The organism is Vibrio metoecus (genome assembly GCF_009665255.1).
Lineage (GTDB): Bacteria > Pseudomonadota > Gammaproteobacteria > Enterobacterales > Vibrionaceae > Vibrio > Vibrio metoecus_B.
This window is the reverse complement of the sequence record NZ_CP035686.1, coordinates 2,699,675-2,725,397: the sequence shown is the minus strand read 5'-3', so window position 1 is coordinate 2,725,397 and position 25,723 is coordinate 2,699,675. Positions and strand designations below refer to the sequence as shown.

Genomic DNA, 25,723 nt, shown 5'->3' with positions numbered 1-25,723 from the left:
TCGTGCGCGATTCTTGGTAAAACTTGTTCTATATCCAGTCACCATCACCAATAGACTGGCATACTCCCCTACTTTCGCTTGGCTCTACCACCCGTCCCTGTCTACTTGGCGTTTTAGTTAGAAAGGGATAAAACAGAGGGAAAACCCGTATGTTCAATGCGTTGCTACTTACTCAACAAGATAAAACCACTCACGCTACCGTCACCCAAATCCAAGAAGAACAACTGCCCGCAGGCAATGTGACGGTGGCAGTCGACTATTCTTCGCTCAATTACAAAGATGGTCTCGCCATTACTGGCAAAGGCAAAATTATCCGTGAATTTCCTATGGTTCCAGGGATTGATTTTGCAGGCACAGTGTTGGAATCGGCAGACGCGCGCTATCAAGTCGGAGATGCCGTGGTCCTGACCGGATGGGGTGTGGGTGAAAATCATTGGGGTGGCATGGCGCAAAAAGTGCGATTGAATGCCGACTGGCTGGTGAAACTGCCACAAGGCTTAACCAGTCAGCAAGCCATGATGATTGGTACAGCTGGCTTTACTGCTATGTTGTGTGTTCAGGCACTGATTGACGGTGGTATCAAACCGGAAGATGGCGAAATTTTAGTGACCGGAGCGAGTGGTGGTGTGGGCTCAGTTGCGGTGAGCTTGCTCGCACAACTCGGCTACCAAGTAGCTGCAGTGACCGGACGCGTAGCACAAAATAGCCCTCTTTTAGAACAACTCGGTGCCTCGCGCGTTATCGATCGCCAAGAATTTAGTGAAGCCTCCAGACCGCTCGAAAAACAGCTCTGGGTTGGTGCGGTCGATACCGTAGGCAGCAAGGTGTTGGCGAAAGTGCTGGCACAAATGCACTATAATGGAGTTGTCGCTGCGTGTGGTCTGGCTGGTGGTTTTGATCTGCCAACCACAGTCATGCCATTTATCCTGCGCAATGTGCGTTTACAGGGCGTTGACTCCGTATCTTGCCCTATCGAGAAACGCCTTGCTGCATGGAAGAAGCTAGCGGAGTTGTTGCCTGCAAGCTACTACGCTCAAGCCTGCCACGAAATCAGCTTGTCACAAGTGCCAGAATACGCAGAAGCGATTACCAATGGCCAAGTGACAGGCCGCGTGGTCGTTAAACTCTAAGCCAAAACGTATTGATTCGAATGGAAAGAAACCCGCGCTGTTGGCGGGTTTCTCATTGTGAACGTTATCTGGTAATAAATAGCAGGCAAAAAAATCCCGCCTTTCAGCGGGGAAGCCCAAGAAAAATGGGGATAGTGTCGGAATGTAATTGAGCGTAGTCAGTGACGTTGATTAACGATGTGGTTGCTCGGTAGTATCTTGCTCACTGCGCATTTCCAGCCAAATACCGAAAATCGAAGCTGCAGTTCCTACCACTGGCATTAATTGAGCTTGTGTAGTCTCTCCCAAGCCCAAGGCACACAAGGAAATAAAACACAAAACCGCGTAGATGGTCAGTCTATCGAGTGTGGTTAACATCATTTCCTCACTTAACTTGTTACCAACTTGTTAAGGAATTTATAACAAAATGATCCTTTTGCCAAGTGATTATTGAATAATTTTTCTTCACCAGTAATATCTACGCCTCAAATAGTGACGCCAATAAGGTTCGACCATGAGTTTTAATCCAGACATCGCGACCCATACTTTAGAAGCGCAAGGATTACGCTGCCCAGAGCCAGTGATGATGGTCAGGAAGACAATTCGTACGATGCAGGAAGGTGACGTGCTATTGGTTACGGCGGATGACCCTTCCACCACGCGTGACATTCCCAGCTTCTGCCGCTTTATGGATCACCAGTTGCTTGACGCAAAAACCGATGCATTACCCTATCAATACCTGATCAAAAAAGGTCTGGCGTAAAAACAAAAAAGACTGCCTTGGCAGTCTTTTTTCATTGGAAAGCATCAATGCTGTTCACTGGGAAGCGGCATTCATTGCGGATCACATCATTTCATCGCGCTGATGTAACTGACGTTGCAGTTCAGAGATCTGTTTTCTCATCGTCCGAACTTCATCATGCAGTGGGATAATATGTGCTACGCGAATCCAAGATTCGACCGCTAATGCCGTCATCACAATCGCGCCCACCACCATCGGCATCCATAAATCGGTTAACGCCATACCGAGCAAAGTTAACACCAAGCCAAAACTGAATAAGTAACTCTGGCTTTTCGGTGTCATCCCCATATAACGAGTCAGCATAATGGTGTCCTCTTACTCTTGATACCTGTTCATACCCTAGCATGATAATCCGCACTAGGATGGGTGGTAAGTCACGCTGCACAGCCTAAATCAAGTGCTCACCGCTCAGTAAAATGCTGTCGCCAGAGCCATCGCCAAAAACAAACCGGCGGTCACTTTACGGATCAACCCCAGCGGCATTTTGTCAGCCGAGAGTTTACCAATCAGCACCACAGGAACGTTCGCGAGCAACATACCTAAGGTCGTACCAAGAATCACCCAGTTCAAAGCATCCGCATACTGCGCCCCTAAAATTGAGGTGGCAATTTGAGTCTTATCGCCAATTTCAGCCATAAAAAAGGCAATAAAACTCGCAACAAAAGGACCTCGTGATGAAATGGATTCTTCCTCATCCAATTTATCCGGAATTAGAACCCAACCTGCCATTGCAAGGAAACTGACCACCAGCACCCATTTTAAAATGTCGGGAGAAAGATAATCCGCCACCACCACACCAAGCCAAGCCGCCAGCGCATGATTGGCAATCGTCGCGAGAAAAATCGCGGCAATAATCGGAATGGGTTTACGGTAACGGCTGGCGAGTAATAGTGATAACAGTTGGGTTTTATCCCCAATCTCTGCCAAAGCCACCGTAGTAATTGAAATCGCTAAAACGCTCATGACATGCTCTTTGGGACAGGGATTTATTATCGAACCGTAGACAAACAATCACGCCCTATCCCAGTTCGTGTTGTTTGTCTAAGGTCTTGCTAAACCTGAAGGCTCAGGTCTCACACACCATGGTAATTGAGTACCAAATATGTTGATGTGTGAATCGCCAAGTTGACAACTTAACGACCAGCTACTCCCCAAAGACGGAGCGAATTCTAGCCACCGAAATCGACAATCGCAACCCTCACTTGCCTACTTTTCCCTGATTCAGAGAGAAATTGGCATAAAAGTCGGGAAAAATGAGCGCAAAAGAAATTATTGTCGATTAATTCAGCAAGATTTCCGCTACTTTGTCAGGGAATATCTGGGTATACTTCAGTGTTATTTTTTATCAATTCAGACAGAAGAATCGCGCGAACCTGACTATGCAAAAATACGACATCAAAACCTTTCAGGGTATGATCCTCGCGCTGCAGGATTATTGGGCCCAACAAGGCTGTACTATTGTGCAACCTCTCGACATGGAAGTGGGTGCAGGTACTTCTCACCCGATGACTTGCTTACGAGCATTAGGCCCTGAACCTATCGCAACCGCGTACGTTCAACCCTCACGCCGCCCTACTGACGGCCGCTACGGTGAAAACCCAAACCGTCTGCAGCACTACTACCAGTTCCAGGTGATCATCAAACCGTCACCAGACAACATCCAAGAGCTGTACTTAGGTTCACTGCGCGTACTGGGTGTTGACCCGTGTGTGCATGACATCCGCTTTGTGGAAGACAACTGGGAAAACCCAACCTTAGGTGCTTGGGGTCTTGGCTGGGAAGTGTGGCTAAACGGCATGGAAGTGACTCAGTTTACTTACTTCCAGCAAGTGGGCGGTCTTGAGTGTAAGCCTGTGACCGGCGAAATCACTTACGGTATTGAGCGTCTAGCCATGTACATTCAGGGCGTGGATTCGGTTTACGATCTGGTCTGGACCGATGGCCCACTGGGCAAAGTCACTTACGGTGACATCTTCCACCAAAACGAAGTTGAGCAGTCCACTTACAACTTTGAACACGCGGATGTGGATTTCCTCTTCACTTACTTCGACCAGTGCGAAAAAGAGTGTAAATACCTGCTGGAGCTTGAAAAGCCACTACCTCTGCCAGCCTACGAGCGTATTTTGAAAGCGGCACACGCCTTCAACCTGCTCGATGCTCGCAAAGCAATCTCAGTGACTGAGCGTCAGCGCTACATTCTGCGCATTCGCAACCTAACCAAATCGGTCGCCGAAGCTTATTACGCATCCCGTGAAGCTCTGGGCTTCCCTATGTGTAAGAAGTCAGAACAGAAGTAAGGGGAAGACGTCACATGGCAAAAGAATTTTTAATTGAGCTAGGCACAGAAGAGCTGCCACCAAAGCAACTGCGCACGCTGGCCGAAGCCTTTGCGGCGAATTTTGCGGCAGAACTGGCAACAGCAGACATCGCACATGAAGGCGTAACTTGGTTTGCCACGCCACGCCGTTTGGCTCTGAAAGTCGCCAATTTGGCAGAAAGCCAACCGGATCGCGTCGTTGAAAAACGTGGCCCAGCCGTCAACGTTGCGTTTGATGCCGATGGCAAGCCAACCAAAGCCGCTGAAGGCTGGGCGCGTGGCAATGGCATCACGGTAGAGCAAGCAGAACGTCTCGTCACAGACAAAGGCGAATGGCTGCTGTTCAAAGAACAAGTGCAAGGCCAACAAACCGCTTCTGTGGTCGTGGACATGGCTGCCAAAGCGCTGGCTAACCTGCCAATTGCGAAACCAATGCGTTGGGGCGATAAAGAAACCCAATTTATCCGTCCAGTAAAAACTCTGACTATCCTGTTTGGTAGCGAACTGATCCAAGGCGAAATTTTGGGTGTTGCTTCTGCACGCACCCTCCGTGGTCACCGCTTTATGGGTGAAGCGGAATTCACCATCGAATCGGCTGAGCAGTACCCTGCGATTCTTGAAGAGCGCGGCAAAGTCATCGCTGACTACGCGACTCGTAAAGCGATGATCATCGAAGGCTCACAACAAGCGGCTCAGCAGCTCGGCGGTATCGCAGATCTGGAAGATGCACTGGTAGAAGAAGTGACCTCGCTGGTGGAATGGCCAGTGGTCATGACGGCGAAATTTGAAGAAAAATTCCTCAAAGTTCCGGCAGAAGCTTTGGTGTACACCATGAAAGGTGACCAAAAGTACTTCCCAGTTTATGACGCGAGCAAAAAACTGCTGCCTAACTTCATCTTCGTTTCGAACATCGAATCGAAAGAGCCTCGCCACATTGTGGAAGGTAACGAGAAGGTAGTTCGTCCACGTCTAGCGGATGCAGAATTCTTCTTTAATACAGACCGCAAGCGCCCATTGGTGGATCGCTTACCTCTGCTAGAAAACGCGATTTTCCAACAGCAACTCGGCACGATTAAAGACAAAACCGACCGCATCACTGAACTGGCTGGCTACATCGCAGAACAGATCGGTGCTGACGTAGAGAAATCTAAGCGTGCAGGCCTACTGGCAAAATGTGACCTCATGACCTCGATGGTGTTTGAATTTACCGACACCCAAGGCGTGATGGGTATGCACTATGCGCGTCACGATGGCGAAGCAGAAGAAGTGGCGGTTGCGCTCAACGAGCAGTACATGCCACGTTTTGCGGGTGATGAACTGCCAAGCCGTGGTGTTTCTGCCGCAGTCGCAATGGCTGACAAACTCGATACTATCGTAGGTATCTTTGGTATTGGTCAGGCGCCGAAAGGCAGTGACCCATTTGCTCTGCGTCGTGCTTCACTGGGTGTGCTGCGTATTCTGGTTGAGTACGGCTACCAATTGGATCTGGTGAATTTGATTGCCAAAGCCAAATCACTGTTTGGTAACCGCCTGACTAACGCCAACGTTGAGCAGGAAGTGATCGAGTTTATGCTTGGCCGTTTCCCAACCTGGTACCAAGATGCGGGCTTTAGCATCGACATCATCCAAGCGGTGCTGGCGCGTAACCCAACCAAACCCGCTGACTTTGATCAGCGTGTGAAAGCCGTATCGCACTTCCGCGCTCTTGAAGAAGCCGAAGCACTGGCAGCAGCCAACAAGCGTGTAGGCAACATTCTGGCGAAGTACGATGGCGAATTGGGTGAAGAAATCGATCTCGCTCTGCTGCAAGAAGATGCAGAAAAGGCCTTAGCCGAAGCCGTCGAAATCATGGCAGAAGCGTTAGAACCTGCGTTTGCAACCGGCAACTACCAAGAAGCCCTGAGCAAACTGGCTGGCCTGCGCGCGCCTGTCGATGCCTTCTTCGACAACGTGATGGTGATGGCTGACGATGAAGCACTGAAGAAGAACCGTCTCACGCTGCTCAACAAGCTGCGTAACCTGTTCCTGCAAATTGCTGACATTTCGCTGCTGCAAAAATAATCTGCAGCACGATAATTTCGTCAACAAACTTTAAGCCCAACTCTTTTGAGTTGGGCTTTGTTTTTGCTCGCGCTCCCCAAACGACTTGGAGTTGCAGCCAACACCGCTGCAGCTTCAAGTAGGAAGGGGACACAAAAATATTGCTTTGCCTCGCAAATACATTGCGGTATGTTCAAGAACTATTCTAAACGGCGGAGATTCCACCGGTATATCGTTTCGCAAACACACAGCAATCATTAGGTAGTCGAGCAATGCAGTATTCCTCTTTTGGCGAAAAGTTTAATCGCTACTCCGGTATTACCCAGTTAATGGATGATTTGAACGATGGTCTGCGCACTCCAGGCGCGATCATGCTTGGTGGCGGTAATCCTGCTGCCATCCCTGCCATGCTCGATTATTTCCATAACACCAGCGCCGAAATGTTGGCCGATGGTTCACTGCTCAATGCCATGACCAATTACGATGGTCCACAGGGCAAAGATGTGTTTGTAAAATCGCTCGCCACACTGCTGCGTGAGACGTATGGCTGGAATATCAGCGAAAAGAACATCACTTTAACCAACGGCAGCCAGAGTGGCTTTTTCTACCTGTTTAACTTGTTTGCCGGTAAACAGCCCGATGGTGCACACAAAAAAATCCTCCTGCCCCTCGCGCCCGAATACATTGGCTACGGTGATGCAGGCATTGATGACGATATTTTTGTCTCCTACCGTCCGGAGATTGAGCTGCTCGATCAAGGACTGTTCAAATACCATGTGGACTTTTCTGAGCTGAAAGTCGATGAATCGGTGGCTGCGATCTGTGTGTCTCGCCCCACCAACCCAACCGGTAACGTGTTAACCGAAGAGGAAATCCACAAACTCGACCAATTAGCACGTGATAACGGTGTGCCTTTAATTATCGACAATGCATACGGCGTGCCATTCCCGAATATCATTTTTGAAGACGTTGAACCGTTTTGGAATGACAACACCATCTTGTGCATGAGCCTATCCAAACTGGGTTTGCCCGGTCTGCGCTGCGGCATTGTGATCGCCAATGAAGCGGTGACCCAAGCACTGACCAACATGAATGGCATCATTAGCTTAGCACCCGGCAGTATGGGACCCGCACTGGTGCAACGCATGATAGAAAAAGGCGATCTGCTGAGACTTAGCGAGCAGGTGATCAAGCCGTTTTATCGCCAAAAAGCGCAACATGCGGTAGAGCTGCTGCAAAGTGCGATTACTGATCCGCGTTTTCGCATCCATAAACCAGAAGGGGCGATCTTCCTCTGGCTGTGGTTTGACGAACTGCCGATCACCACAATGGAGCTTTACCAACGTTTGAAAGCGCGTGGCGTATTGATTGTACCGGGCGAATATTTCTTTATCGGCCAGCCGCAAGAATGGCCACATGCTCATGAGTGCTTGCGTATGAACTATGTGCAGAACGAGCAAGCGATGGAACAAGGCATTGCCATCATCGCCGAAGAAGTACAAAAAGCGTATCAACAAGCCAACGTCTAAACACCCAAACTAAGCAATGCAAAAAGCCCGCGAAATTCGCGGGCTTCGTTTTATCTAGCGTTCAGTGCGTTAAAACGCTGCGCAGAGTTATTTGTTTTCCAGTAGGTGCTTGCCGTTAATCGCAATTTTGCGTGGCTGCATCGCTTCTGGAATTTCGCGCTCTAAATCAATGTGCAGCAGACCATGTTCCATAGTCGCGCCAGTCACTTTCACGTAATCCGCTAATTGGAATTTACGTTCAAAATCGCGCTCGGCAATGCCCTGATAGATGTAGTTTTTGCTCTCTTCAGGTTTACGCTCACCGCGCACAATCAAAGTATTCTCTTGTTGAGTAATATCGATCTCTTCATCGCCAAAACCCGCTACCGCCATGGTAATGCGATATTGGTTGTCTTCTTTTTGCTCGATATTGTATGGAGGGTATCCGCCTTGGGCGTTTTTCGCCGCGCTGTTTTCCATCATGTTCAGTAGACGGTCAAAGCCAATCGCGTTGCGGTACAGTGGAGTAAAATCTACAGTTCTCATATTCCTATCCTCTTTGATTAAGCAATAGTCTTAACAATGACTTGTTAAGTCGCCCGATCCATTCTTATGACCTGAATCGGCGTGATTTCAGTTAGATAACACACTCCTCAGTTGAGCAAGGGTGTTATTCCAGTTCAGAGGTCCTAGCGGCATCCTCTTCACTTCTAGATATAAGGTCGCTCAAAACCATTTCAAGTTTTTGCCCCAAAATTTTTTGAAAAAAAGCCCGACACTGAGTCGGGCTAATTTGGATAATGCACTTTATCCTAACTTAACGGCCTTTGCTTTTGCGTGGCTTAATCACTGAGCTATCTTGCGCTTTTTCTTGCTTCAGCTTGCGCTTCTCTTTGAGGCTGAGTTGTGGTTTTTTCATCTCTTGTTTACTCATGACAAACTCCTAATTACTGACATAACAAACATGGGCAAAGCTTGGTTGGCTTACCCTGCATTGAGTGCTGAACGTGAGTAATGGCAAAGCAGTGATGTTGGCCCCAAATAGGCAACGTAAACACTTCATGCTGACGACGGCCAAGTAGGGCGGCACCAAGTAGGGAGTCGCACGTCACGCCACCGTGGACTTCGTGCTGATCTTCAGACGTGGTCAGAGTGACTTGAAACGACAACTGACGATGAGCATCAACAAGGCTCACCGTATCCCCAAGCTTAATGCGCTGTGGCGCTCGTTCAATAGGCGAGCGAGGATGCTCCAACTTCTCGAACAATTCGAGCAGCAACAACGGAGATTGATAGGTCAAAAAGCGGCTACGTAGCCACCAACCGGCGAGAAAACGCCGAATATTCAAAGATAACCGGTTCAGCATGATACTTCCTTTGCTCATTCCATTACCAACAGTGACAAATCGATGAGTATGCCCGGGAGTGAAATACACTCCCGGTTCAATTCACAAAGGCGACCATCCTGACCTCCAGTCAAAAAATGAGGAATAACTATAGGGTTCACAGACCACTATAGACACTAAAAAAATGAATGCAACCCAATGAAATATAGAGAAAAAATGAAAGTCTAATAAACGCCATTCTAGGATAGAAAAGCCTTACTTATGACTCAATGCTGGTGCTTTAGTCCAACAACCGAGGATATTCGACACAAAATTTTTATTGTGTCTTTTGTACTTGCGCGAGGTTGCAGACCTCCAGCATCAGGAAAGTACAAATTGCAGAGATAAAAAAAGCAGCGCCGCAGCGCTGCTTTTTATCACTGTGAATCAACCAACCCCTTATACGTCGAGGTTGGCCACTTTCAGTGCGTTGGTTTCGATAAATGCACGACGTGGTTCAACTTGATCACCCATTAGAGTAGTGAACAGCTCATCCGCGCCTACCGCATCTTCGATGGTCACTTGCATCATACGACGAGTGTCTGGATCCATCGTGGTTTCCCACAGCTGATCTGGGTTCATTTCACCTAGACCTTTATAGCGTTGGATAGACAGACCGCGACGCGATTCTTTGATTAACCACTCAAGTGCAGCGGCAAAGCTGCTGATCGGCTGAACACGCTCACCACGTTTGATAAACGCGCCTGCTTCAATCAAGCCGTCTAGCGCTTCTGACAGTTCCGCTAACTTAGCGTACTCTTTCGAGTTGATCAGATCTGCGCTCAGCAAGTATTCATGGGTCACACCATGAGTACGTACCTGAATTTTTGGCAGGTACACATTCAGCTCAGCATTGTGCTCAACCAGAACGCTGTATTGGCTCGCGCCCACTTCTTTAGCATTCAGCTGTTCGACTAAACGCTGTGTCCAAACTTCAACTGCGGCTTTATCCGCACACAGCTCGGCATTGATGCGTGGTACGTAAATCAGCTCATGCAGCATCGCGTAAGGGTAGCGGCGGCTCATGCGCTCAACCAACTTGATCGCGGCATTGTATTGCTGAACCAGTTTCTCCAGCGGTTCACCCGCCAATGCAGGAGCATCGGCATTCACGTGCAACTCTGCGCCATCCATCGCCAGTGCCACTTGGTACTGGTTCATCGCGTCTTCATCTTTGATGTACTGCTCTTGTTTGCCTTTCTTCACTTTGTAGAGTGGTGGCTGAGCAATGTAGATATAACCACGCTCAATTAGCTCAGGCATTTGGCGGTAGAAGAAGGTCAACAGCAGAGTACGAATGTGCGAGCCGTCGACGTCCGCATCGGTCATGATGATGATGTTGTGGTAACGCAGTTTATCTGGGTTGTATTCATCACGGCCGATACCACAACCCAATGCAGTGATCAGGGTCGCGACTTCTTGTGAAGACAACATCTTGTCAAAACGCGCTTTTTCTACGTTAAGAATTTTACCTTTCAGCGGCAGAATCGCTTGATTCTTACGGTTACGGCCTTGTTTCGCTGAACCGCCCGCTGAGTCTCCTTCCACTATGTAGAGTTCAGACAATGCTGGGTCTTTTTCCTGACAATCCGCCAGTTTGCCTGGCAAACCAGCGAGGTCTAGCGCGCCTTTACGACGAGTCATTTCACGTGCTTTACGCGCCGCTTCACGAGCGCGCGCCGCATCAATAATCTTCGAACAAACGTTTTTCGCTTCGCTTGGGTTTTCCGCCAAGAAATCAGCCAGCTTCTCATTCATGGCTGACTCAACCGCGGATTTTACTTCCGAAGAAACCAGCTTATCTTTGGTTTGGCTTGAGAATTTAGGATCCGGCACTTTCACCGAAACAACTGCCGTTAAGCCTTCACGCGCATCATCACCCGAGGTTGCTGCTTGCGCTTTCTTCGAGAAGCCTTCTTTGTCCATGTAGTTGTTCAAAGTACGGGTCAACGCACCACGGAAACCGGCTAAGTGGGTACCGCCATCACGCTGTGGGATGTTGTTGGTAAAACAGTAGATATTTTCTTGGAAGCCATCGTTCCACTGCATTGCCACTTCCACGCTGATGCCATCTTCACGCTCTTGGTTGAAGTGGAAGACTTTTTCATGGATCGGCGTTTTATTGCGGTTCAAGTGGGTCACAAACGCTTGAATACCCCCTTCATACATGAAGTGGTCTTTTTTATCTTCTTCACGCTCATCGCTCAGCTTGATCGAAACGCCAGAGTTCAGGAATGACAGCTCACGCAGGCGTTTAGCCAGAATGTCGTAATGGAATTCGATATTGGTAAAGGTTTGTGCGCTTGGCCAGAAACGTACGGTAGTACCGGTACGCTCAGTATCACCCACTACAGCCAACGGTGCTTGTGGCACACCATGATGGTAAGTTTGGGTGTGGATTTTGCCGCCGCGATAGATGGTGAGTAGCACTTTTTCAGAGAGCGCGTTAACCACCGACACACCTACCCCGTGCAGACCGCCGGAGACTTTATAGGAGTTGTCGTCAAATTTACCGCCGGCGTGCAGTACAGTCATGATGACTTCTGCGGCAGACACTTTCTCTTCAGGATGCATTTCGGTCGGGATACCACGACCGTCATCGCTGACTGACACTGAGTTGTCTTCGTGGATAGTGACCACGATGTCTTTACAGTAACCCGCCAACGCTTCATCAATTGAGTTATCTACCACCTCAAAAACCATGTGGTGCAGACCGGTGCCATCATCAGTGTCGCCGATGTACATACCCGGACGCTTACGTACCGCATCCAGACCCTTCAGTACCTTAATACTCGATGAATCGTAATTGTTCGACATGAGTTACTCTCTCACTCTGTTTATCCTTGCTCTATTACACCGTGGGCAACATGAAATGTTTTACTGGACTCATCCAACATATCCGCCACTTGGCTTTCGGTAATAGAACTTACAAAAACCTGCGCCCCCGTCCCTTTTAGGCTATCTGCCAAACGTTGGCGACGTAGGCTATCCAATTCGGAAGCAAAATCATCGATAAGATAAATGCATTGCTTTCCCGTCAACTCGGTGAGGTGCTGCCCTTGCGCTACACGCAACGCACACACCATCAACTTCAGTTGTCCCCGTGACAACACATCTTCCACCGGAGTTGCGTTTACTTTAATCCGCAAATCGGCTTTGTTGGGTCCGCTAAAGGTGTAACCCAACTGCTGATCCCGTTCGAAGTTTTTTTCCAGAATCGATTGATAAGGCTGATCTTTTTCCCAACCTCGATAATACTTTAAGTCGATATCGAATTCTGGCAAAAATGTGCGACATAACTGCTCTGCCACATTTTTCAATTGATTGACGTAACTTTCACGCCACTGGTCAATCTGTTCTGCCAAACGGGCTAATTCCTGATCCCAATAACTGAGTTCACGATAGCTTTGTGCACTTTTGAGCAGCGCATTACGCTGCTTGCTGAGTCGCTTAAACCGCCCCCAAGCATCATAAAAGGCAGGCTCGGTATGAAACACACCCCAATCGATAAATGCACGACGCTGTTTCGGTCCATCGGTCAGCAGTTCAAAGCCTTCCGGATGAATCAATTGCAGCGGCAAAATCTGCGCTAATTGCGCCAACTTTTGCCCAGTTTGGCCGCCTATTTTAACCTCAGTTGAGCCGTCACGCTGCTTATTAATGCCGACAGGTAGCTCAAATTGATCAGAGGTCAAAGAATGCTCACAAATCCGGCCATGCACAAACAGTTCTGGGCACTCATTTTGAATAATCCGTCCTGTCAGCGAGCTTTTAAATGAACGGCCATGGCCGAGCAGATAAATCGCCTCAAGCACACTGGTTTTACCGCTGCCATTCGGCCCGATAAGAAAGTTAAAGCCTGCTGATAGGCGAATATCACAGGCTTTAATATTACGAAACTGTTGGATCACTAACCGGGAAAGCGGCATGGTAACTCGGTTATACCTTTAGAGACGGATTGGCATCACCACGTACATGGCGCTGTCATCATCAACATTCTCAACCAAGGCACTGGCGTTGGCATCCGACATCGAAACGCGCACATTGTCGCAGCGCAGGGTGTTAAGCACATCCAAGATGTAGCTGACGTTAAAGCCAATCTCAATCGGCTCACCTTCAAAGCTTACATCCAGCAACTCTTCCGCTTCTTCTTGCTCTGGGTTATTGGCGGTAATGCGCATTTCGTTATCGGCCAGATTAACGCGCACACCACGGAATTTTTCATTCGACAGAATCGCGGCACGCGAAAATGCCTGACGTAATTCTTCACAACCCGCTTGAAGTGTTTTGTTGGTATGTTGCGGCAATACGCGACGATAATCAGGGAAACGACCATCAACCAGCTTCGAAGTAAACACAAAATGATTCACTTCAGCACGCAAGTTAGAGTGGCCGATTTGCAGCACCACAGGCTGCTCTGGCGCATCGAGCAGTTTTACCAGCTCAAGTACCCCTTTACGCGGAACAATGATCTGCTTTTGCGCGAAATCCGCACCCAACTGAGCTTGCGCTACCGCCATACGGTGACCATCGGTCGCGACTGAACGCAAGGTGGTGCCATCAATTTCAAACAGCATGCCATTTAGGTAGTAGCGCACATCTTGGTTGGCCATGGAAAACTGCGTTTTTTCAATCAGACCACGCAGCTCCGCTTGAGTGAGCGAAACTTGCACTTCACTTTGCCAATCTTCGATGTTAGGGAAATCATTGGCAGGTAAAGTTGCGAGCGAGAAACGGCTACGACCAGAACGCACTTGAATGCGATCACCTTCAAGCAGCACAGTGATCACGGCACTATCGGGCAAACCACGGCAAATATCTAAAAACTTACGCGCAGGAACGGTAATGCTGCCTGCTTCAAATTCACCTTCTAACGTCACGCGGCTGATCAGTTCCACTTCCAAATCGGTGGCTGTCATCGACAGTTGATTGTCTTCCACCTTGAGCAATAAATTGCCCAAGATCGGCAAGCTGGCGCGGCCACCTAAAGTGCCGGACACCTGTTGCAAGGGTTTAATCAAGTGGCTACGTTCAATGGTAAATTTCATAGTCTTCTCTTAAACGGAGTGAAAGCGAAATACGCAAGTGCGCTAACCATAGCGCAAATTAAGAGGAAAGCGTACGAATCAGGTTCGAATAATCTTCTTTGATATCGTGACTCTCTTCGCGCAACTGCTCGATTTTACGGCAAGCATGTAACACCGTCGTGTGGTCACGGCCGCCAAACGCATCACCAATCTCAGGCAAGCTATGGTTAGTCAGCTCTTTAGCCAGTGCCATCGCCAATTGACGAGGACGAGCGACTGAGCGCGAACGGCGTTTTGAGAGCAGATCCGCCACCTTAATTTTGTAGTATTCGGCAACGGTTTTCTGAATATTATCAATCGTGACCAGCTTTTCTTGCAGTGCTAATAAGTCACGCAGTGCTTCACGCACGAAATCAATCGTGATTGGGCGACCGGTAAAGTTGGCGTTGGCAATCACGCGGTTCAGTGCGCCTTCTAACTCACGTACGTTAGAGCGCAGGCGTTTAGCAATAAAGAAAGCCACTTCATCTGGCAGATGAATTTGGTGATCTTCGGCTTTTTTCATCAAGATCGCAACGCGGGTTTCTAATTCAGGCGGCTCGATCGCCACCGTTAAGCCCCAGCCAAAACGCGATTTGAGACGATCTTCTACACCATTGATCTCTTTAGGATAACGGTCAGAAGTCAAAATAATTTGTTGGTTGCCTTCCAGCAGCGCGTTAAAAGTGTGGAAGAACTCTTCTTGCGAACGCTCTTTGTTGGCAAAAAATTGAATATCGTCGATCAGCAAGGCATCCACACTGCGATAGTAGCGCTTGAACTCTTCAATCGCGTTATTTTGCAGAGCTTTAACCATGTCTTGCACGAAACGCTCTGAGTGCATGTACACCACTTTGGCGTTTGGATTGTTATCGACAATCGCGTTACCTACCGCATGCAGCAAGTGAGTTTTGCCCAGACCAGTGCCGCCATATAAAAAGAGGGGGTTATACGCCGCGCCAGGGTTGTCTGATACTTGGCGAGCCGCCGCTAAACCTAACTGGTTGGATTTACCTTCCACGAAGTTGTTGAACTTATGTTTCGGGTTCACATTTGAGCGATGAGTAATATCGGCCGCTGCGCTGTCATCATCCCAGGTTTTATGGATAGGTTTACGCTGCGCCAATTGCGCAGGAGCCGACGATTCAGCCGCGACATCTGCAGCCGTACGCACAGGCGCAGGTTTTGGCGCCACCACAGGGCGGCTACCCACTTCAAAGCGCAAGTTAGGCACATCATTGCCACTGAATTCCATCAGCAGACGATTGATGTTATTGAGGTACTTATCGCGTACCCAATCCAACACAAAGCGGTTCGGGGCGAATAAAGTGAGAGTATTGTCATTGAGCTCCGCTTGAAGCGGACGCACCCACATACTGAATTCTGCGGCAGGTAGCTCTTCCTGAAGCCGTTGCAAACATTGCAACCATAGCGAAGATGACACGATTCCCTCACTCAAAAATCAACGATCGGTAAAGAGGAGCAATTCTACCTGTTGATAACTCAGATCGCCAGCGCTGGATCGTCGATCCAGTGAATAAGATCTAAGTTATTCACATTATTTTTCGACCGATAACTAAGATCCTCACACATTTTGCCCGTGCTACCCACATAAAGATCCACATATCTCAGGATCTTTAGTAGTTATCCCCACTTTTTTCCCTTTGCTCAGTTATTGTTAATAACTACTGGTTATTTCTTTTGATGATTTAATTGCCAGTAGTATATAAACATAAATGATACAGGAGTCACATAATGAAACATTGGTTTAACATCGCTCTGGCTGCCCTAGCCCTTTCTTCTGCCACCGTTCAAGCTGCCACCGATGTCAAAGTCGGCATGTCGGGCCGCTATTTCCCATTTACCTTCGTGAAACAAGATGAGCTACAAGGCTTTGAGGTCGATGTATGGAATGAAATTGGCAAACGTAATGGTTACAAAGTGGAGTTTGTAACCGCAAACTTCTCTGGTTTGTTTGGTCTACTCGAAACAGGGCGCATTGATACAATTTCTAACCAAATCACTATCACGGATGCGCGTAAAGCCAAATATCTGTTTTCTGACCCATATGTAATTGATGGCGCGCAAATCACCGTACGTAAGGGTAATGATGCAATTAAAGGCATTGACGATTTAGCGGGTAAAACCGTTGCGGTCAACCTAGGTTCTAATTTTGAGCAGCTACTACGCAGCCATGACAAAGACGGTAAAATCAACATCAAAACCTACGATACCGGCATTGAACACGATGTGGCTTTAGGCCGTGCCGATGCGTTTGTGATGGATCGTCTTTCAGCGCTTGAGCTGATCGAAAAGACCGGTTTACCACTGCAACTCGCGGGTTCGCCGTTTGAAACTATCGAAAACGCGTGGCCATTTGTAAATAACGAAAAAGGTCAGCTACTGCAAGGTGAAGTCAATAAAGCACTCGCCACCATGCGTGCTGACGGTACATTAAGCCAAATCGCGCTCAAATGGTTCGGTACCGATATCTCGCAATAATTCTGCTTCACCAAGCTAGACTCTATAAAGGTGGGACTTTCCCACCTTTGATTATTTCAGAAAGGAAAGTAGATGGGTTTTGACTTTCACTACATGCTTGAGCTGCTACCGATCTTGCTCAAATATCTGGGAACCACACTGGAAATGGCCAGTTGGGGATTGGTTTTTGCGCTGATTCTGGCGCTGATTCTAGCCAATATTCGGGTGTTCAAAGTGCCAGTGTTGGATCCCCTTAGCCAGCTCTACATCAGCTTTTTCCGCGGAACGCCGCTGCTCGTACAGCTATTTTTGCTCTACTACGGTTTACCGCAAGTCTTCCCCCTGTTGGTTGGACTTGATGCTTTCAGCGCGGCGGTGATCGGTTTAACTCTGCATTTTGCGGCTTACATGGCTGAAAGTATCCGTGCCGCAATCATCGGCATTGATCGCAGCCAAATGGAAGCCAGCTTATCCGTCGGAATGACCACTTCACAGGCGATGCGCCGGATCATTTTGCCACAAGCCACACGTGTCGCTTTGCCCTCTTTGATGAACTACTTCATTGATATGATCAAATCGACCTCGCTGGCTTTTACCCTTGGCGTGGCAGAGATCATGGCTAAAGCGCAGATGGAAGCCTCATCCAGTTTCCGTTTCTTCGAAGCCTTCTTGGCGGTAGCTCTCATCTATTGGGTGGTGGTTTTAGTGCTCACTCGCCTGCAATCTTGGGCAGAGCAGAAACTCAATAAGGCGTACGCACGATGATTAAACTGAAGAATATCCACAAAAGATTTGGTACCAGTGAAGTGCTAAAGGGTATCGACCTAGAAATCCAGCGCGGAGAAATCGTGGTCATCATCGGCTCCAGTGGTACCGGAAAATCTACCCTATTGCGCTGCGTAAACTTTCTTGAGCAGGCGGATCAAGGCAGTATTAGTATTGATGAACTCACTGTCGATACCCAAAAACATACTAAAGCTGATGTGCTGGCACTGCGCCGTAAAACTGGCTTTGTGTTCCAAAACTATGCGCTATTCGCTCATTTAACCGCGCGGCAAAACATTGCAGAAGCCTTGATCACGGTACGCGGTTGGAAAAAAGATCAAGCGCACCAACGAGCTCAGCAGATTCTCGATGACATTGGCCTTGGCGATAAAGCTGATAGCTACCCTGCGGCACTGTCTGGTGGCCAACAGCAACGGGTAAGCATTGGCCGTGCGATGGCGTTGCAGCCCGAACTGCTGTTATTTGATGAACCGACCTCCGCACTCGATCCAGAATGGGTGGGGGAAGTGTTGGCTCTTATGAAAAAATTGGCGACTCAACATCAAACCATGTTGGTGGTCACTCATGAGATGCAGTTTGCTAAAGAAGTGGCGGATCGGGTGATCTTTATGGCGCAAGGAACCATTGTCGAGCAAGGTTCTCCACAGGATATTTTTGACCATCCACAGGATCCGCGCTTAAGAAAATTTCTTAATCAAGTCGGGATCCGTTAAGGATCCTTGAGATTTTGCGGTTTGTCCGTATAATCGGCCGACCGGAAATAAAGCGGCAACCAGAATGAACCCTCTCATTTGAGTAAGTTCTGACTGGGGAAAACCCAATCATTGACACCTTTTGTGACAGTGATTACAATTCCGCCTCTTTGTTGAGAGGCGTCGGCGTCTTCAGTGAAGACCTTAATGCCCACGCCGGGTTAACCAAGAACCTAAAACTACTGATCAGTAAAGGTAACATCATGTCTAAACGCACTTTTCAACCTTCAGTTCTGAAGCGCAAGCGTACTCACGGTTTCCGTGCTCGCATGGCGACTGCGAACGGTCGTAAAGTTCTGAATGCACGTCGTGCAAAAGGCCGTAAGCGCCTTTCAAAATAATCTCGAATTATTTTGAGTACGTACGCATTCAATCGGGAGTTACGTTTGTTAACTCCCGAACATTATCAAAAAGTCTTCCAGCAAGCTCACAGTGCTGGTTCTCCTCATCTCACAATCATCGCTCGCGCAAATAATCTTTCTCATCCTCGTTTGGGACTTGCAGTTCCTAAAAAGCAGATCAAAACGGCCGTTGGTCGTAACCGCTTTAAACGTCTCTGCCGAGAAAGCTTTCGTTTACATCAAAATCAGTTAGCTCATAAAGATTTTGTTGTCATTGCGAAAAAGAGCGCGCAAGATTTGAGCAATGAAGAACTGTTTAACTTGCTTGGCAAACTATGGCAACGCCTCTCTCGCCCTTCTCGTGGTTAGCCATTGGTATAGTAAAACTTTACCAGTGGTTCATTAGTCCACTCATCGGCCCACGCTGTCGATTTACTCCAACTTGTTCCACGTATGCGATAGAAGCGCTGCGAGCTCACGGTTTTATAAAAGGATGTTGGTTATCCACCAAACGTCTATTAAAATGCCACCCTTTGAACGAAGGGGGCTTTGACCCCGTTCCACCAGTCCAAAAACAAGACAGAGATAAATAACGATGGATTCTCAACGTAATATCTTGTTAATCGCCTTGGCATTGGTTTCTTTTCTGCTGTTTCAACAATGGCAAGTAGCGAAGAATCCTGCACCGCAAGCGACACAGCAAGCCCAATCCACAGGCGCAGCTGATGCACCTTCATTTTCAGATGAGTTAGATCCAACGCCTGCACAAAATGCAGCAGCGCAGGCTAAAACCATCACCGTGACTAGCGATGTACTGACTCTGTCTATTGATACGCTCGGTGGCGATATCGTCAGCGCAAAACTGAATCAATATGCTGAAGAACTCGATTCTGCTGAATCTTTTGTCTTGTTGCAAAACACCCAAGGTCATCAGTTTATTGCTCAAAGTGGTTTAGTCGGCCCACAAGGCATTGACGTCACTAGCAATAACCGTCCAGCTTACCAAGTGAATGCGGATAGTTTCACTCTGGCCGAAGGCCAAGATGAACTGCGCATTCCTATGACCTATCAAGCCAACGGCATCGATTACACCAAAACCTTCATTCTTAAGCGTGGTAGCTATGCTGTGGATGTGGTGTTTGATGTAGCCAACAACTCTGGCAACCCTGCGACTTTAGGTATGTATGCTCACCTGCGCCAAAATCTGCTCGATTCTGGTGGCAACTTGGCCATGCCAACTTACCGTGGTGGTGCGTACTCAACCAGCGATGTTCGTTACAAGAAGTACAGCTTCGACGATATGAAAGATCGCAATCTCAGTGCGCCAAACGATGTAACCGTAAACTGGGTCGCGATGATTCAGCACTACTTTGCTTCTGCATGGATTCCTCGTGATGAGCCTCAAGCTCAACTTTACTCACGCGTGATCAGCAACTTGGGCGATATCGGTATCCGTACCCCGAACAAAACTATTGCCAACGGCGATAAAGCGGAATTTGAAGCCACCTTATGGGTAGGCCCAAAACTGCAAGACCAAATGGCAGCCGTTGCGCCTAACCTTGATCTGGTGGTGGACTACGGATGGTTATGGTTCATTGCAAAACCTCTGCACTGGTTGTTGTCTGTGATTCAGAGCTTTGTGGGTAACTGGGGTGTGGCCATCATCTGCTTAACCTTCATCGTACGTGGTGCGATGTACCCACTGACCAAAGCACAATACACCTCAATGGCGAAAATGCGCATGCTGCAACCTAAACTGCAAGCAATGCGTGAGCGTATTGGCGATGACCGCCAACGCATGAGCCAAGAGATGATGGAGCTGTACAAGAAAGAGAAAGTAAACCCACTCGGTGGCTGTTTACCGATCGTACTGCAAATGCCGATTTTCATTGCGCTGTACTGGGCACTGATGGAATCCGTTGAGCTACGTCACTCACCTTTCTTTGGTTGGATTCATGACTTATCCGCACAAGATCCTTACTACATCCTGCCACTCCTGATGGGTGCAAGTATGTTCGTGATCCAGAAGATGAGCCCAACAACGGTTACCGATCCAATGCAGCAGAAGATCATGACTTTTATGCCTGTCATGTTTACCTTCTTCTTCCTGTGGTTCCCATCAGGACTGGTTCTGTACTGGTTGGTATCAAACATCGTAACTCTTATCCAACAAACGCTGATTTATAAAGCGCTGGAGAAGAAAGGCTTACATTCCAAGTAAGTTTAACGGAGTAAGAAAGAGGCGGCCAAAAGGTCGCCTTTTTGTTGGCTGCTGATTACAATGAGCCTAATTTAATCCTGTTCAGGTAACACTATGACAACAGATACCATTGTCGCGCAGGCTACGGCACCCGGCCGTGGTGGTGTCGGCATAATTCGTGTATCAGGCCCGTTAGCAGCCCATGTGGCACAGACGGTCACCGGACGCACGCTTCGCCCTCGCTATGCTGAATACTTGCCTTTTACTGATGAAAATGGCCAACAACTCGATCAAGGCATTGCGCTGTTTTTCCCCAACCCTCATTCGTTTACAGGGGAAGATGTCCTTGAGCTACAAGGTCATGGTGGCCCTGTCGTCATGGATATGCTGATTCGACGCATTCTGCAGATTAACGGCGTACGTCCTGCCCGTCCTGGGGAGTTCTCAGAACGAGCCTTCCTTAATGACAAGATGGATCTAACTCAAGCAGAGGCGATTGCTGACTTGATTGATGCCAGCTCAGAGCAAGCTGCCAAATCTGCACTGCAATCGCTGCAAGGTGAGTTTTCCAAACGTATCCATACCCTGGTGGAATCACTGATTCACCTACGCATCTATGTTGAAGCCGCCATTGATTTTCCAGAAGAAGAGATCGACTTTCTGGCTGACGGTAAGGTTTCTGCCGATCTGCAAACCATCATCGACAACCTCGCCGCAGTACGCCGTGAAGCCAATCAAGGCGCCATTATGCGTGAAGGGATGAAGGTGGTGATTGCTGGGCGTCCAAATGCGGGTAAATCCAGCCTGCTCAACGCACTTTCAGGTAAAGAGTCAGCCATTGTCACCGACATTGCCGGTACCACCCGTGATGTCCTGCGCGAGCATATCCATATAGATGGTATGCCACTGCACATCATCGATACCGCAGGGCTACGTGATGCCTCTGATGCGGTAGAAAAGATTGGTATTGAACGGGCGTGGGAAGAAATACGTCAAGCCGACCGCGTGCTGTTTATGGTCGATGGAACCACGACCGAGGCGACAGATCCACAAGACATTTGGCCTGATTTTGTTGATAGACTCCCTGAAAACATAGGGATCACGGTGATCCGCAACAAAGCCGATCAAACGGGTGAACCCCTAGGGATCTGCCATGTCAATCAACCCACCTTGATCCGCCTTTCTGCGAAAACAGGTCACGGAGTGGATGCACTACGTCAGCATCTCAAAGAGTGTATGGGCTTTGCCGGTAATCAGGAAGGTGGTTTCATGGCGCGTCGTCGCCACCTTGATGCCCTAGAGCGTGCAGCAGAACACTTAGATATTGGCCAACAGCAGCTCGAAGGTTATATGGCTGGAGAAATCCTCGCGGAAGAGCTACGTATCGCTCAACAGCACCTTAACGAAATTACGGGCGAGTTCAGCTCTGATGATCTGCTTGGCCGGATTTTTTCATCATTCTGTATTGGGAAATAGAGTAACGCTATGATTCATATCATTACGGGCAGCACCCTAGGTGGTGCGGAATATGTCGGTGACCACCTCAGCGATCTACTGCAAGAACAGGGATTTGATACAAAAATTCACAACCAACCCAAGTTCAACGAGATCCCAGCGAAAGGGACTTGGTTGATCATCACCTCTACGCACGGAGCGGGTGAATACCCAGACAATATCCAACCCTTTATCCAGTCATTGCAGGATACCCCCCCTAATACCGCAGCTCTACGCTATGCCGTGGTGGCCATTGGTGATTCAAGTTACGATACCTTCTGCGCCGCCGGTAAGCATGCCTACCAGCTACTGGCCGATATAGGTGCAAAACCTTTAGCCAACTGTTTTACTATCGATATTCAGCAGTACCCAGTACCCGAAGATGCCGCAGAAGCTTGGTTAAAGCGTGTGATTAACCGATTTTAAACTCTCTCGCGTTATACATATCAAAAGCGGCTGTGTAGGCCGCTTTTTTATTCACTATGGATAAAAAGAGTATTCACCTAAAATCGAATGTTGCATTTTTAAGCAATTACTGTGTGGATAACTATCGTATTATCCGGTGATCTTCCTTTAGTTATCCAAAGAATAACTTTTCTACTCCCCACCCCCTGTGTATAACACCTATTTTTGATCCCAGCTAATCCTTGATCAGATCAGTGCTTGATCACATGATCTGATCTTCTCAATCCGCATGATCTTGTTGATCATTTTTTACTTATCCACAAAGATCCTGTTCCTTAATAGTAGATCTAATAAAAAGATCTCTATATAGATCTTTATATATATTAATTGCCTCTCAGGATCGGAAAAAGCAGGAAAGCGATTCTCTCGCCAATCGAAAGAGGTTAGAATACGCCTCTTTTGTTAACCCATAGTCTCAATGAATACCTGAGGTCGTTCATGCTTTATCACGAAACATTTGACGTCATTGTGGTTGGTGGCGGTCACGCAGGAACGGAAGCCGCCCTCGCTGCAGCACGTACAGGACAGCGTACGTTACTTCTTACGCACAATATTGATACCCTAGGCCAAATGTCCTGTAACCCAGCGATTGGTGGGATCGGTAAAGGACATTTAGTCAAAGAAGTGGATGCAATGGGCGGATTGATGGCACAAGCTATCGATCACGCAGGTATTCAATTTCGAACACTGAACGCCTCAAAAGGTCCTGCGGTACGAGCAACACGTGCGCAAGCGGATCGTGCTCTGTATAAAGCCTATGTGCGTAATGTTTTGGAAAACACTCCCAATCTCACCCTGTTCCAACAGGCTGTTGATGATGTGATCGTTGATAATGATCACATCCGTGGTGTGGTCACCCAAATGGGCCTAAAATTTCATGCCAAAGCCGTGGTGTTGACGGTAGGTACTTTCCTTGGCGGTAAGATCCATATTGGTTTAGAAAACTTTTCTGGTGGTCGAGCAGGTGATCCTCCATCGATCGCTTTAGCACACCGTTTGCGTGAATTGCCTTTCCGCGTGGATCGCCTAAAAACCGGTACTCCACCACGTATTGATGCCAATAGCGTTGATTTCTCGGTATTGGAAGCGCAACACGGTGACAACCCGACTCCAGTATTCTCTTTTATGGGTAAACGTGAGCACCATCCACGTCAAATTCCGTGTTACATCACGCATACCAATGATCGCACGCATGATGTGATCCGAGCTAATTTGGATCGTAGCCCGATGTATGCCGGGATCATCGAAGGGATCGGTCCACGCTACTGCCCATCGATCGAAGATAAGGTGATGCGTTTTGCTGATAAAAACAGCCACCAGATCTTTATTGAACCAGAAGGCTTAACCACCACTGAACTGTACCCGAATGGCATTTCGACCAGCTTACCATTTGATGTGCAAGTACAAATCGTACGTTCAATGAAAGGTTTTGAGAACGCACATATTGTTCGTCCGGGTTACGCGATTGAATACGATTTCTTCGATCCTCGTGATTTGAAACAAACCTATGAAACTAAATTTATCCATGGTTTGTTCTTTGCTGGCCAAATTAATGGTACTACCGGTTACGAAGAAGCGGCGGCACAAGGTTTAATGGCAGGTTTGAACGCTAGCTTGTACAGCCAAGACAAAGAAGGTTGGAGCCCACGTCGTGATCAAGCCTACATGGGCGTATTGATTGATGACCTTTCAACCATGGGTACCAAAGAACCCTACCGTATGTTTACTTCTCGTGCGGAATATCGTCTGCTGCTGCGTGAAGACAACGCCGATTTACGTTTGACTGAAAAAGCACGTGAACTTGGTCTCGTGGATGATGCGCGCTGGGCACGTTTCAACCAAAAAATCGACAACATGGCCAAAGAGCGTCAGCGTCTGCAAGAAACGTGGATGAATCCGAACTCGGTTGGTGTAGAACAACTCAATGCATTGCTGAAAACGCCAATGTCGCGTGAAGCCAGCGGTGAAGATCTGCTGCGTCGTCCGGAAATGACTTATGAATTACTGACTACTTTGCCAGCTTATACGCCAGCTCTGGAAGATAGTGAAGCTGCAGAACAGGTTGAGATTCAAGTCAAATACGATGGTTACATTCAGCGTCAGCAAGATGAGATTGAAAAATCGCTGCGCCATGAACATACCAAGCTACCGATTGATTTGGACTACAAGCAAGTTAAAGGGCTTTCTAACGAAGTGGTTCTCAAGCTCAGCACTGCGAAACCAGAAACCATCGGTATTGCTTCGCGTATTTCAGGTATCACGCCTGCTGCTATTTCCATTTTGTTGGTTCACTTGAAAAAACACGGCATGCTGAAAAAGGGAGAATCGGCGTAATGAATCCGTTACGAGTCAAACTCGACGCCCTGATCAGCAAGACCACACTATCAGTGTCTGAGCAACAACGTGAGCAGTTGGTGGGGTATGTTCAACTGCTCGACAAATGGAACAAAGCATACAATCTAACTTCAGTACGTGACCCAATGGAAATGTTGGTGAAACACATTCTCGATAGTCTGGTTGTCAGCCCACACCTAAACGGTGAGCGTTTTATTGATGTTGGGACGGGACCTGGGTTACCCGGGATCCCTCTGGCGATCATGCACCCAGACAAGCAATTTGTACTGCTTGATAGCCTAGGTAAGCGGATCCGTTTTCTCAAACAAGTGATCCACGAACTCAAGATCACCAACGTCTTGCCTGTACAGAGCCGAGTCGAAGATTTCGATCCTGAACAAGGTTTTGATGCCGTATTAAGTCGAGCTTTTGCGTCGATGACCGATATGGTGAATTGGTGCCAACATTTGCCTAAAGCCGGAAGCGGTGTCTTTTTTGCGCTTAAAGGCGTAAGGCCTGATGACGAAATCACCCTACTCCCTGAATGGTGTTCTGTGACCGATATCAAAGCTTTGCAAGTTCCTGAGTTGGAAGGTGAGCGTCATCTTGTAATCTTATCGCGCAAGGGATAACAGCGAGGCAT

24 protein-coding genes, 1 pseudogene and 1 riboswitch are annotated in these 25,723 nt (G+C 48.1%); of the genes and pseudogenes, 16 read left to right on the top strand and 9 right to left on the bottom strand.

Annotation, left to right across the window (positions count from 1 at the left end; all coding sequences use genetic code 11):
• Positions 1 to 149 precede the first annotated feature (149 nt).
• Positions 150 to 1,130 carry an MDR family oxidoreductase gene (locus tag EPB59_RS12405; protein WP_154173004.1) on the top strand — a complete coding sequence of 327 codons (981 nt, stop codon included), beginning with the start codon at positions 150 to 152 and terminating at the stop codon, positions 1,128 to 1,130.
• Between the two features lie 171 nt (positions 1,131 to 1,301).
• Here EPB59_RS12405 and EPB59_RS12400 read toward each other — a convergent pair whose 3' ends face one another.
• Entirely contained in the window at positions 1,302 to 1,487 is a 186-nt protein-coding gene (locus EPB59_RS12400; protein ID WP_000958281.1) for a hypothetical protein, read from the bottom strand.
• 136 nt (positions 1,488 to 1,623) lie between these two features.
• Between EPB59_RS12400 and tusA the strand changes: the two genes are divergently transcribed.
• Positions 1,624 to 1,872, top strand: coding sequence for a sulfurtransferase TusA (tusA, locus tag EPB59_RS12395; RefSeq protein WP_000009548.1), 249 nt, complete (start codon positions 1,624 to 1,626; stop codon positions 1,870 to 1,872).
• Between the two features lie 81 nt (positions 1,873 to 1,953).
• Here the strand turns inward: tusA and EPB59_RS12390 are convergent, their stop codons facing one another.
• Together EPB59_RS12390 and EPB59_RS12385 are read right to left on the bottom strand one after the other, a co-directional pair.
• Complete coding sequence (locus EPB59_RS12390) at positions 1,954 to 2,214, bottom strand: hypothetical protein (protein WP_055051977.1); 261 nt, start codon at positions 2,212 to 2,214, stop codon at positions 1,954 to 1,956.
• A gap of 105 nt (positions 2,215 to 2,319) precedes the next feature.
• Positions 2,320 to 2,874 (bottom strand): TMEM165/GDT1 family protein, encoded by a 555-nt coding sequence (locus EPB59_RS12385; protein WP_055051976.1) that lies wholly within the window; start codon positions 2,872 to 2,874, stop codon positions 2,320 to 2,322.
• Between the two features lie 91 nt (positions 2,875 to 2,965).
• Positions 2,966 to 3,076, bottom strand: a riboswitch (yybP-ykoY riboswitch).
• Between the two features lie 214 nt (positions 3,077 to 3,290).
• Between EPB59_RS12385 and glyQ the strand changes: the two genes are divergently transcribed.
• The 3 genes from glyQ (at position 3,291) to EPB59_RS12370 (ending at position 7,797) form a co-directional block, all read left to right on the top strand.
• Complete coding sequence (gene glyQ / locus EPB59_RS12380) at positions 3,291 to 4,208, top strand: glycine--tRNA ligase subunit alpha (RefSeq protein WP_001174901.1); 918 nt, start codon at positions 3,291 to 3,293, stop codon at positions 4,206 to 4,208.
• Positions 4,209 to 4,222: 14 nt separating this feature from the next.
• Positions 4,223 to 6,289: a glycine--tRNA ligase subunit beta gene (glyS, locus tag EPB59_RS12375; RefSeq protein WP_154173002.1), complete on the top strand. Its 2,067-nt coding sequence runs from the start codon at positions 4,223 to 4,225 to the stop codon at positions 6,287 to 6,289.
• A 251-nt stretch (positions 6,290 to 6,540) separates the two neighbouring features.
• A complete protein-coding gene (locus EPB59_RS12370) occupies positions 6,541 to 7,797 on the top strand; it encodes a valine--pyruvate transaminase (protein ID WP_001200166.1) in 1,257 nt (418 codons plus the stop codon).
• A gap of 87 nt (positions 7,798 to 7,884) precedes the next feature.
• On the opposite strand, the gene EPB59_RS12365 is transcribed toward EPB59_RS12370, so the two are convergent.
• The 6 genes and pseudogenes from EPB59_RS12365 to dnaA form a co-directional block, all read right to left on the bottom strand.
• On the bottom strand, positions 7,885 to 8,322 hold the full coding sequence (locus EPB59_RS12365) for an Hsp20 family protein (protein WP_001261062.1): 438 nt from the start codon (positions 8,320 to 8,322) through the stop codon (positions 7,885 to 7,887).
• 397 nt (positions 8,323 to 8,719) lie between these two features.
• Positions 8,720 to 9,143: pseudogene (locus tag EPB59_RS12355) on the bottom strand (transcription elongation factor GreAB).
• A 417-nt stretch (positions 9,144 to 9,560) separates the two neighbouring features.
• The gene (gyrB, locus tag EPB59_RS12350) at positions 9,561 to 11,978 is read right to left on the bottom strand and encodes a DNA topoisomerase (ATP-hydrolyzing) subunit B (RefSeq protein ID WP_154173000.1); all 2,418 of its coding nucleotides are present in this window, start codon (positions 11,976 to 11,978) and stop codon (positions 9,561 to 9,563) included.
• 20 nt (positions 11,979 to 11,998) lie between these two features.
• Entirely contained in the window at positions 11,999 to 13,090 is a 1,092-nt protein-coding gene (recF, locus tag EPB59_RS12345) for a DNA replication/repair protein RecF (RefSeq protein WP_001131361.1), read from the bottom strand.
• Positions 13,091 to 13,108: 18 nt separating this feature from the next.
• The gene (gene dnaN, locus EPB59_RS12340) at positions 13,109 to 14,209 is read right to left on the bottom strand and encodes a DNA polymerase III subunit beta (RefSeq protein ID WP_154172998.1); all 1,101 of its coding nucleotides are present in this window, start codon (positions 14,207 to 14,209) and stop codon (positions 13,109 to 13,111) included.
• Positions 14,210 to 14,267: 58 nt separating this feature from the next.
• Positions 14,268 to 15,671, bottom strand: coding sequence for a chromosomal replication initiator protein DnaA (gene dnaA, locus EPB59_RS12335; RefSeq protein WP_000099213.1), 1,404 nt, complete (start codon positions 15,669 to 15,671; stop codon positions 14,268 to 14,270).
• A 311-nt stretch (positions 15,672 to 15,982) separates the two neighbouring features.
• Here dnaA and EPB59_RS12330 point away from each other — a divergent pair, with 311 nt between their 5' ends.
• The 11 genes from EPB59_RS12330 to rsmG all read left to right on the top strand — a co-directional run bounded on the left by EPB59_RS12330 (position 15,983) and on the right by rsmG (position 25,712).
• Complete coding sequence (locus EPB59_RS12330; protein ID WP_154172996.1) at positions 15,983 to 16,729, top strand: amino acid ABC transporter substrate-binding protein; 747 nt, start codon at positions 15,983 to 15,985, stop codon at positions 16,727 to 16,729.
• Positions 16,730 to 16,801: 72 nt separating this feature from the next.
• Positions 16,802 to 17,473 (top strand): amino acid ABC transporter permease, encoded by a 672-nt coding sequence (locus EPB59_RS12325; protein WP_000505208.1) that lies wholly within the window; start codon positions 16,802 to 16,804, stop codon positions 17,471 to 17,473.
• Positions 17,470 to 18,207 carry an amino acid ABC transporter ATP-binding protein gene (locus tag EPB59_RS12320; protein WP_154172995.1) on the top strand — a complete coding sequence of 246 codons (738 nt, stop codon included), beginning with the start codon at positions 17,470 to 17,472 and terminating at the stop codon, positions 18,205 to 18,207. Before EPB59_RS12325 ends, EPB59_RS12320 begins: the two co-directional genes overlap by 4 nt.
• A gap of 242 nt (positions 18,208 to 18,449) precedes the next feature.
• The gene (rpmH, locus tag EPB59_RS12315; protein WP_000044781.1) at positions 18,450 to 18,587 is read left to right on the top strand and encodes a 50S ribosomal protein L34; all 138 of its coding nucleotides are present in this window, start codon (positions 18,450 to 18,452) and stop codon (positions 18,585 to 18,587) included.
• 45 nt (positions 18,588 to 18,632) lie between these two features.
• The gene (rnpA, locus tag EPB59_RS12310; protein ID WP_000957258.1) at positions 18,633 to 18,956 is read left to right on the top strand and encodes a ribonuclease P protein component; all 324 of its coding nucleotides are present in this window, start codon (positions 18,633 to 18,635) and stop codon (positions 18,954 to 18,956) included.
• Positions 18,923 to 19,180 (top strand): membrane protein insertion efficiency factor YidD, encoded by a 258-nt coding sequence (gene yidD, locus EPB59_RS12305; RefSeq protein WP_001886301.1) that lies wholly within the window; start codon positions 18,923 to 18,925, stop codon positions 19,178 to 19,180. The genes rnpA and yidD overlap by 34 nt, the downstream gene beginning before the upstream one ends.
• Before the next feature lie 2 nt (positions 19,181 to 19,182).
• Complete coding sequence (yidC, locus tag EPB59_RS12300) at positions 19,183 to 20,808, top strand: membrane protein insertase YidC (protein WP_055051968.1); 1,626 nt, start codon at positions 19,183 to 19,185, stop codon at positions 20,806 to 20,808.
• 93 nt (positions 20,809 to 20,901) lie between these two features.
• Positions 20,902 to 22,263, top strand: a complete 1,362-nt coding sequence (gene mnmE / locus EPB59_RS12295; protein WP_134817684.1) for a tRNA uridine-5-carboxymethylaminomethyl(34) synthesis GTPase MnmE — start codon at positions 20,902 to 20,904, stop codon at positions 22,261 to 22,263.
• A gap of 9 nt (positions 22,264 to 22,272) precedes the next feature.
• Positions 22,273 to 22,707 (top strand): FMN-binding protein MioC, encoded by a 435-nt coding sequence (mioC, locus tag EPB59_RS12290; protein ID WP_055051966.1) that lies wholly within the window; start codon positions 22,273 to 22,275, stop codon positions 22,705 to 22,707.
• Between the two features lie 477 nt (positions 22,708 to 23,184).
• A complete protein-coding gene (mnmG, locus tag EPB59_RS12285; protein ID WP_154172993.1) occupies positions 23,185 to 25,080 on the top strand; it encodes a tRNA uridine-5-carboxymethylaminomethyl(34) synthesis enzyme MnmG in 1,896 nt (631 codons plus the stop codon).
• The gene (gene rsmG / locus EPB59_RS12280) at positions 25,080 to 25,712 is read left to right on the top strand and encodes a 16S rRNA (guanine(527)-N(7))-methyltransferase RsmG (RefSeq protein ID WP_055028243.1); all 633 of its coding nucleotides are present in this window, start codon (positions 25,080 to 25,082) and stop codon (positions 25,710 to 25,712) included. The genes mnmG and rsmG overlap by 1 nt, the downstream gene beginning before the upstream one ends.
• The last annotated feature ends 11 nt before the right edge of the window (positions 25,713 to 25,723 follow it).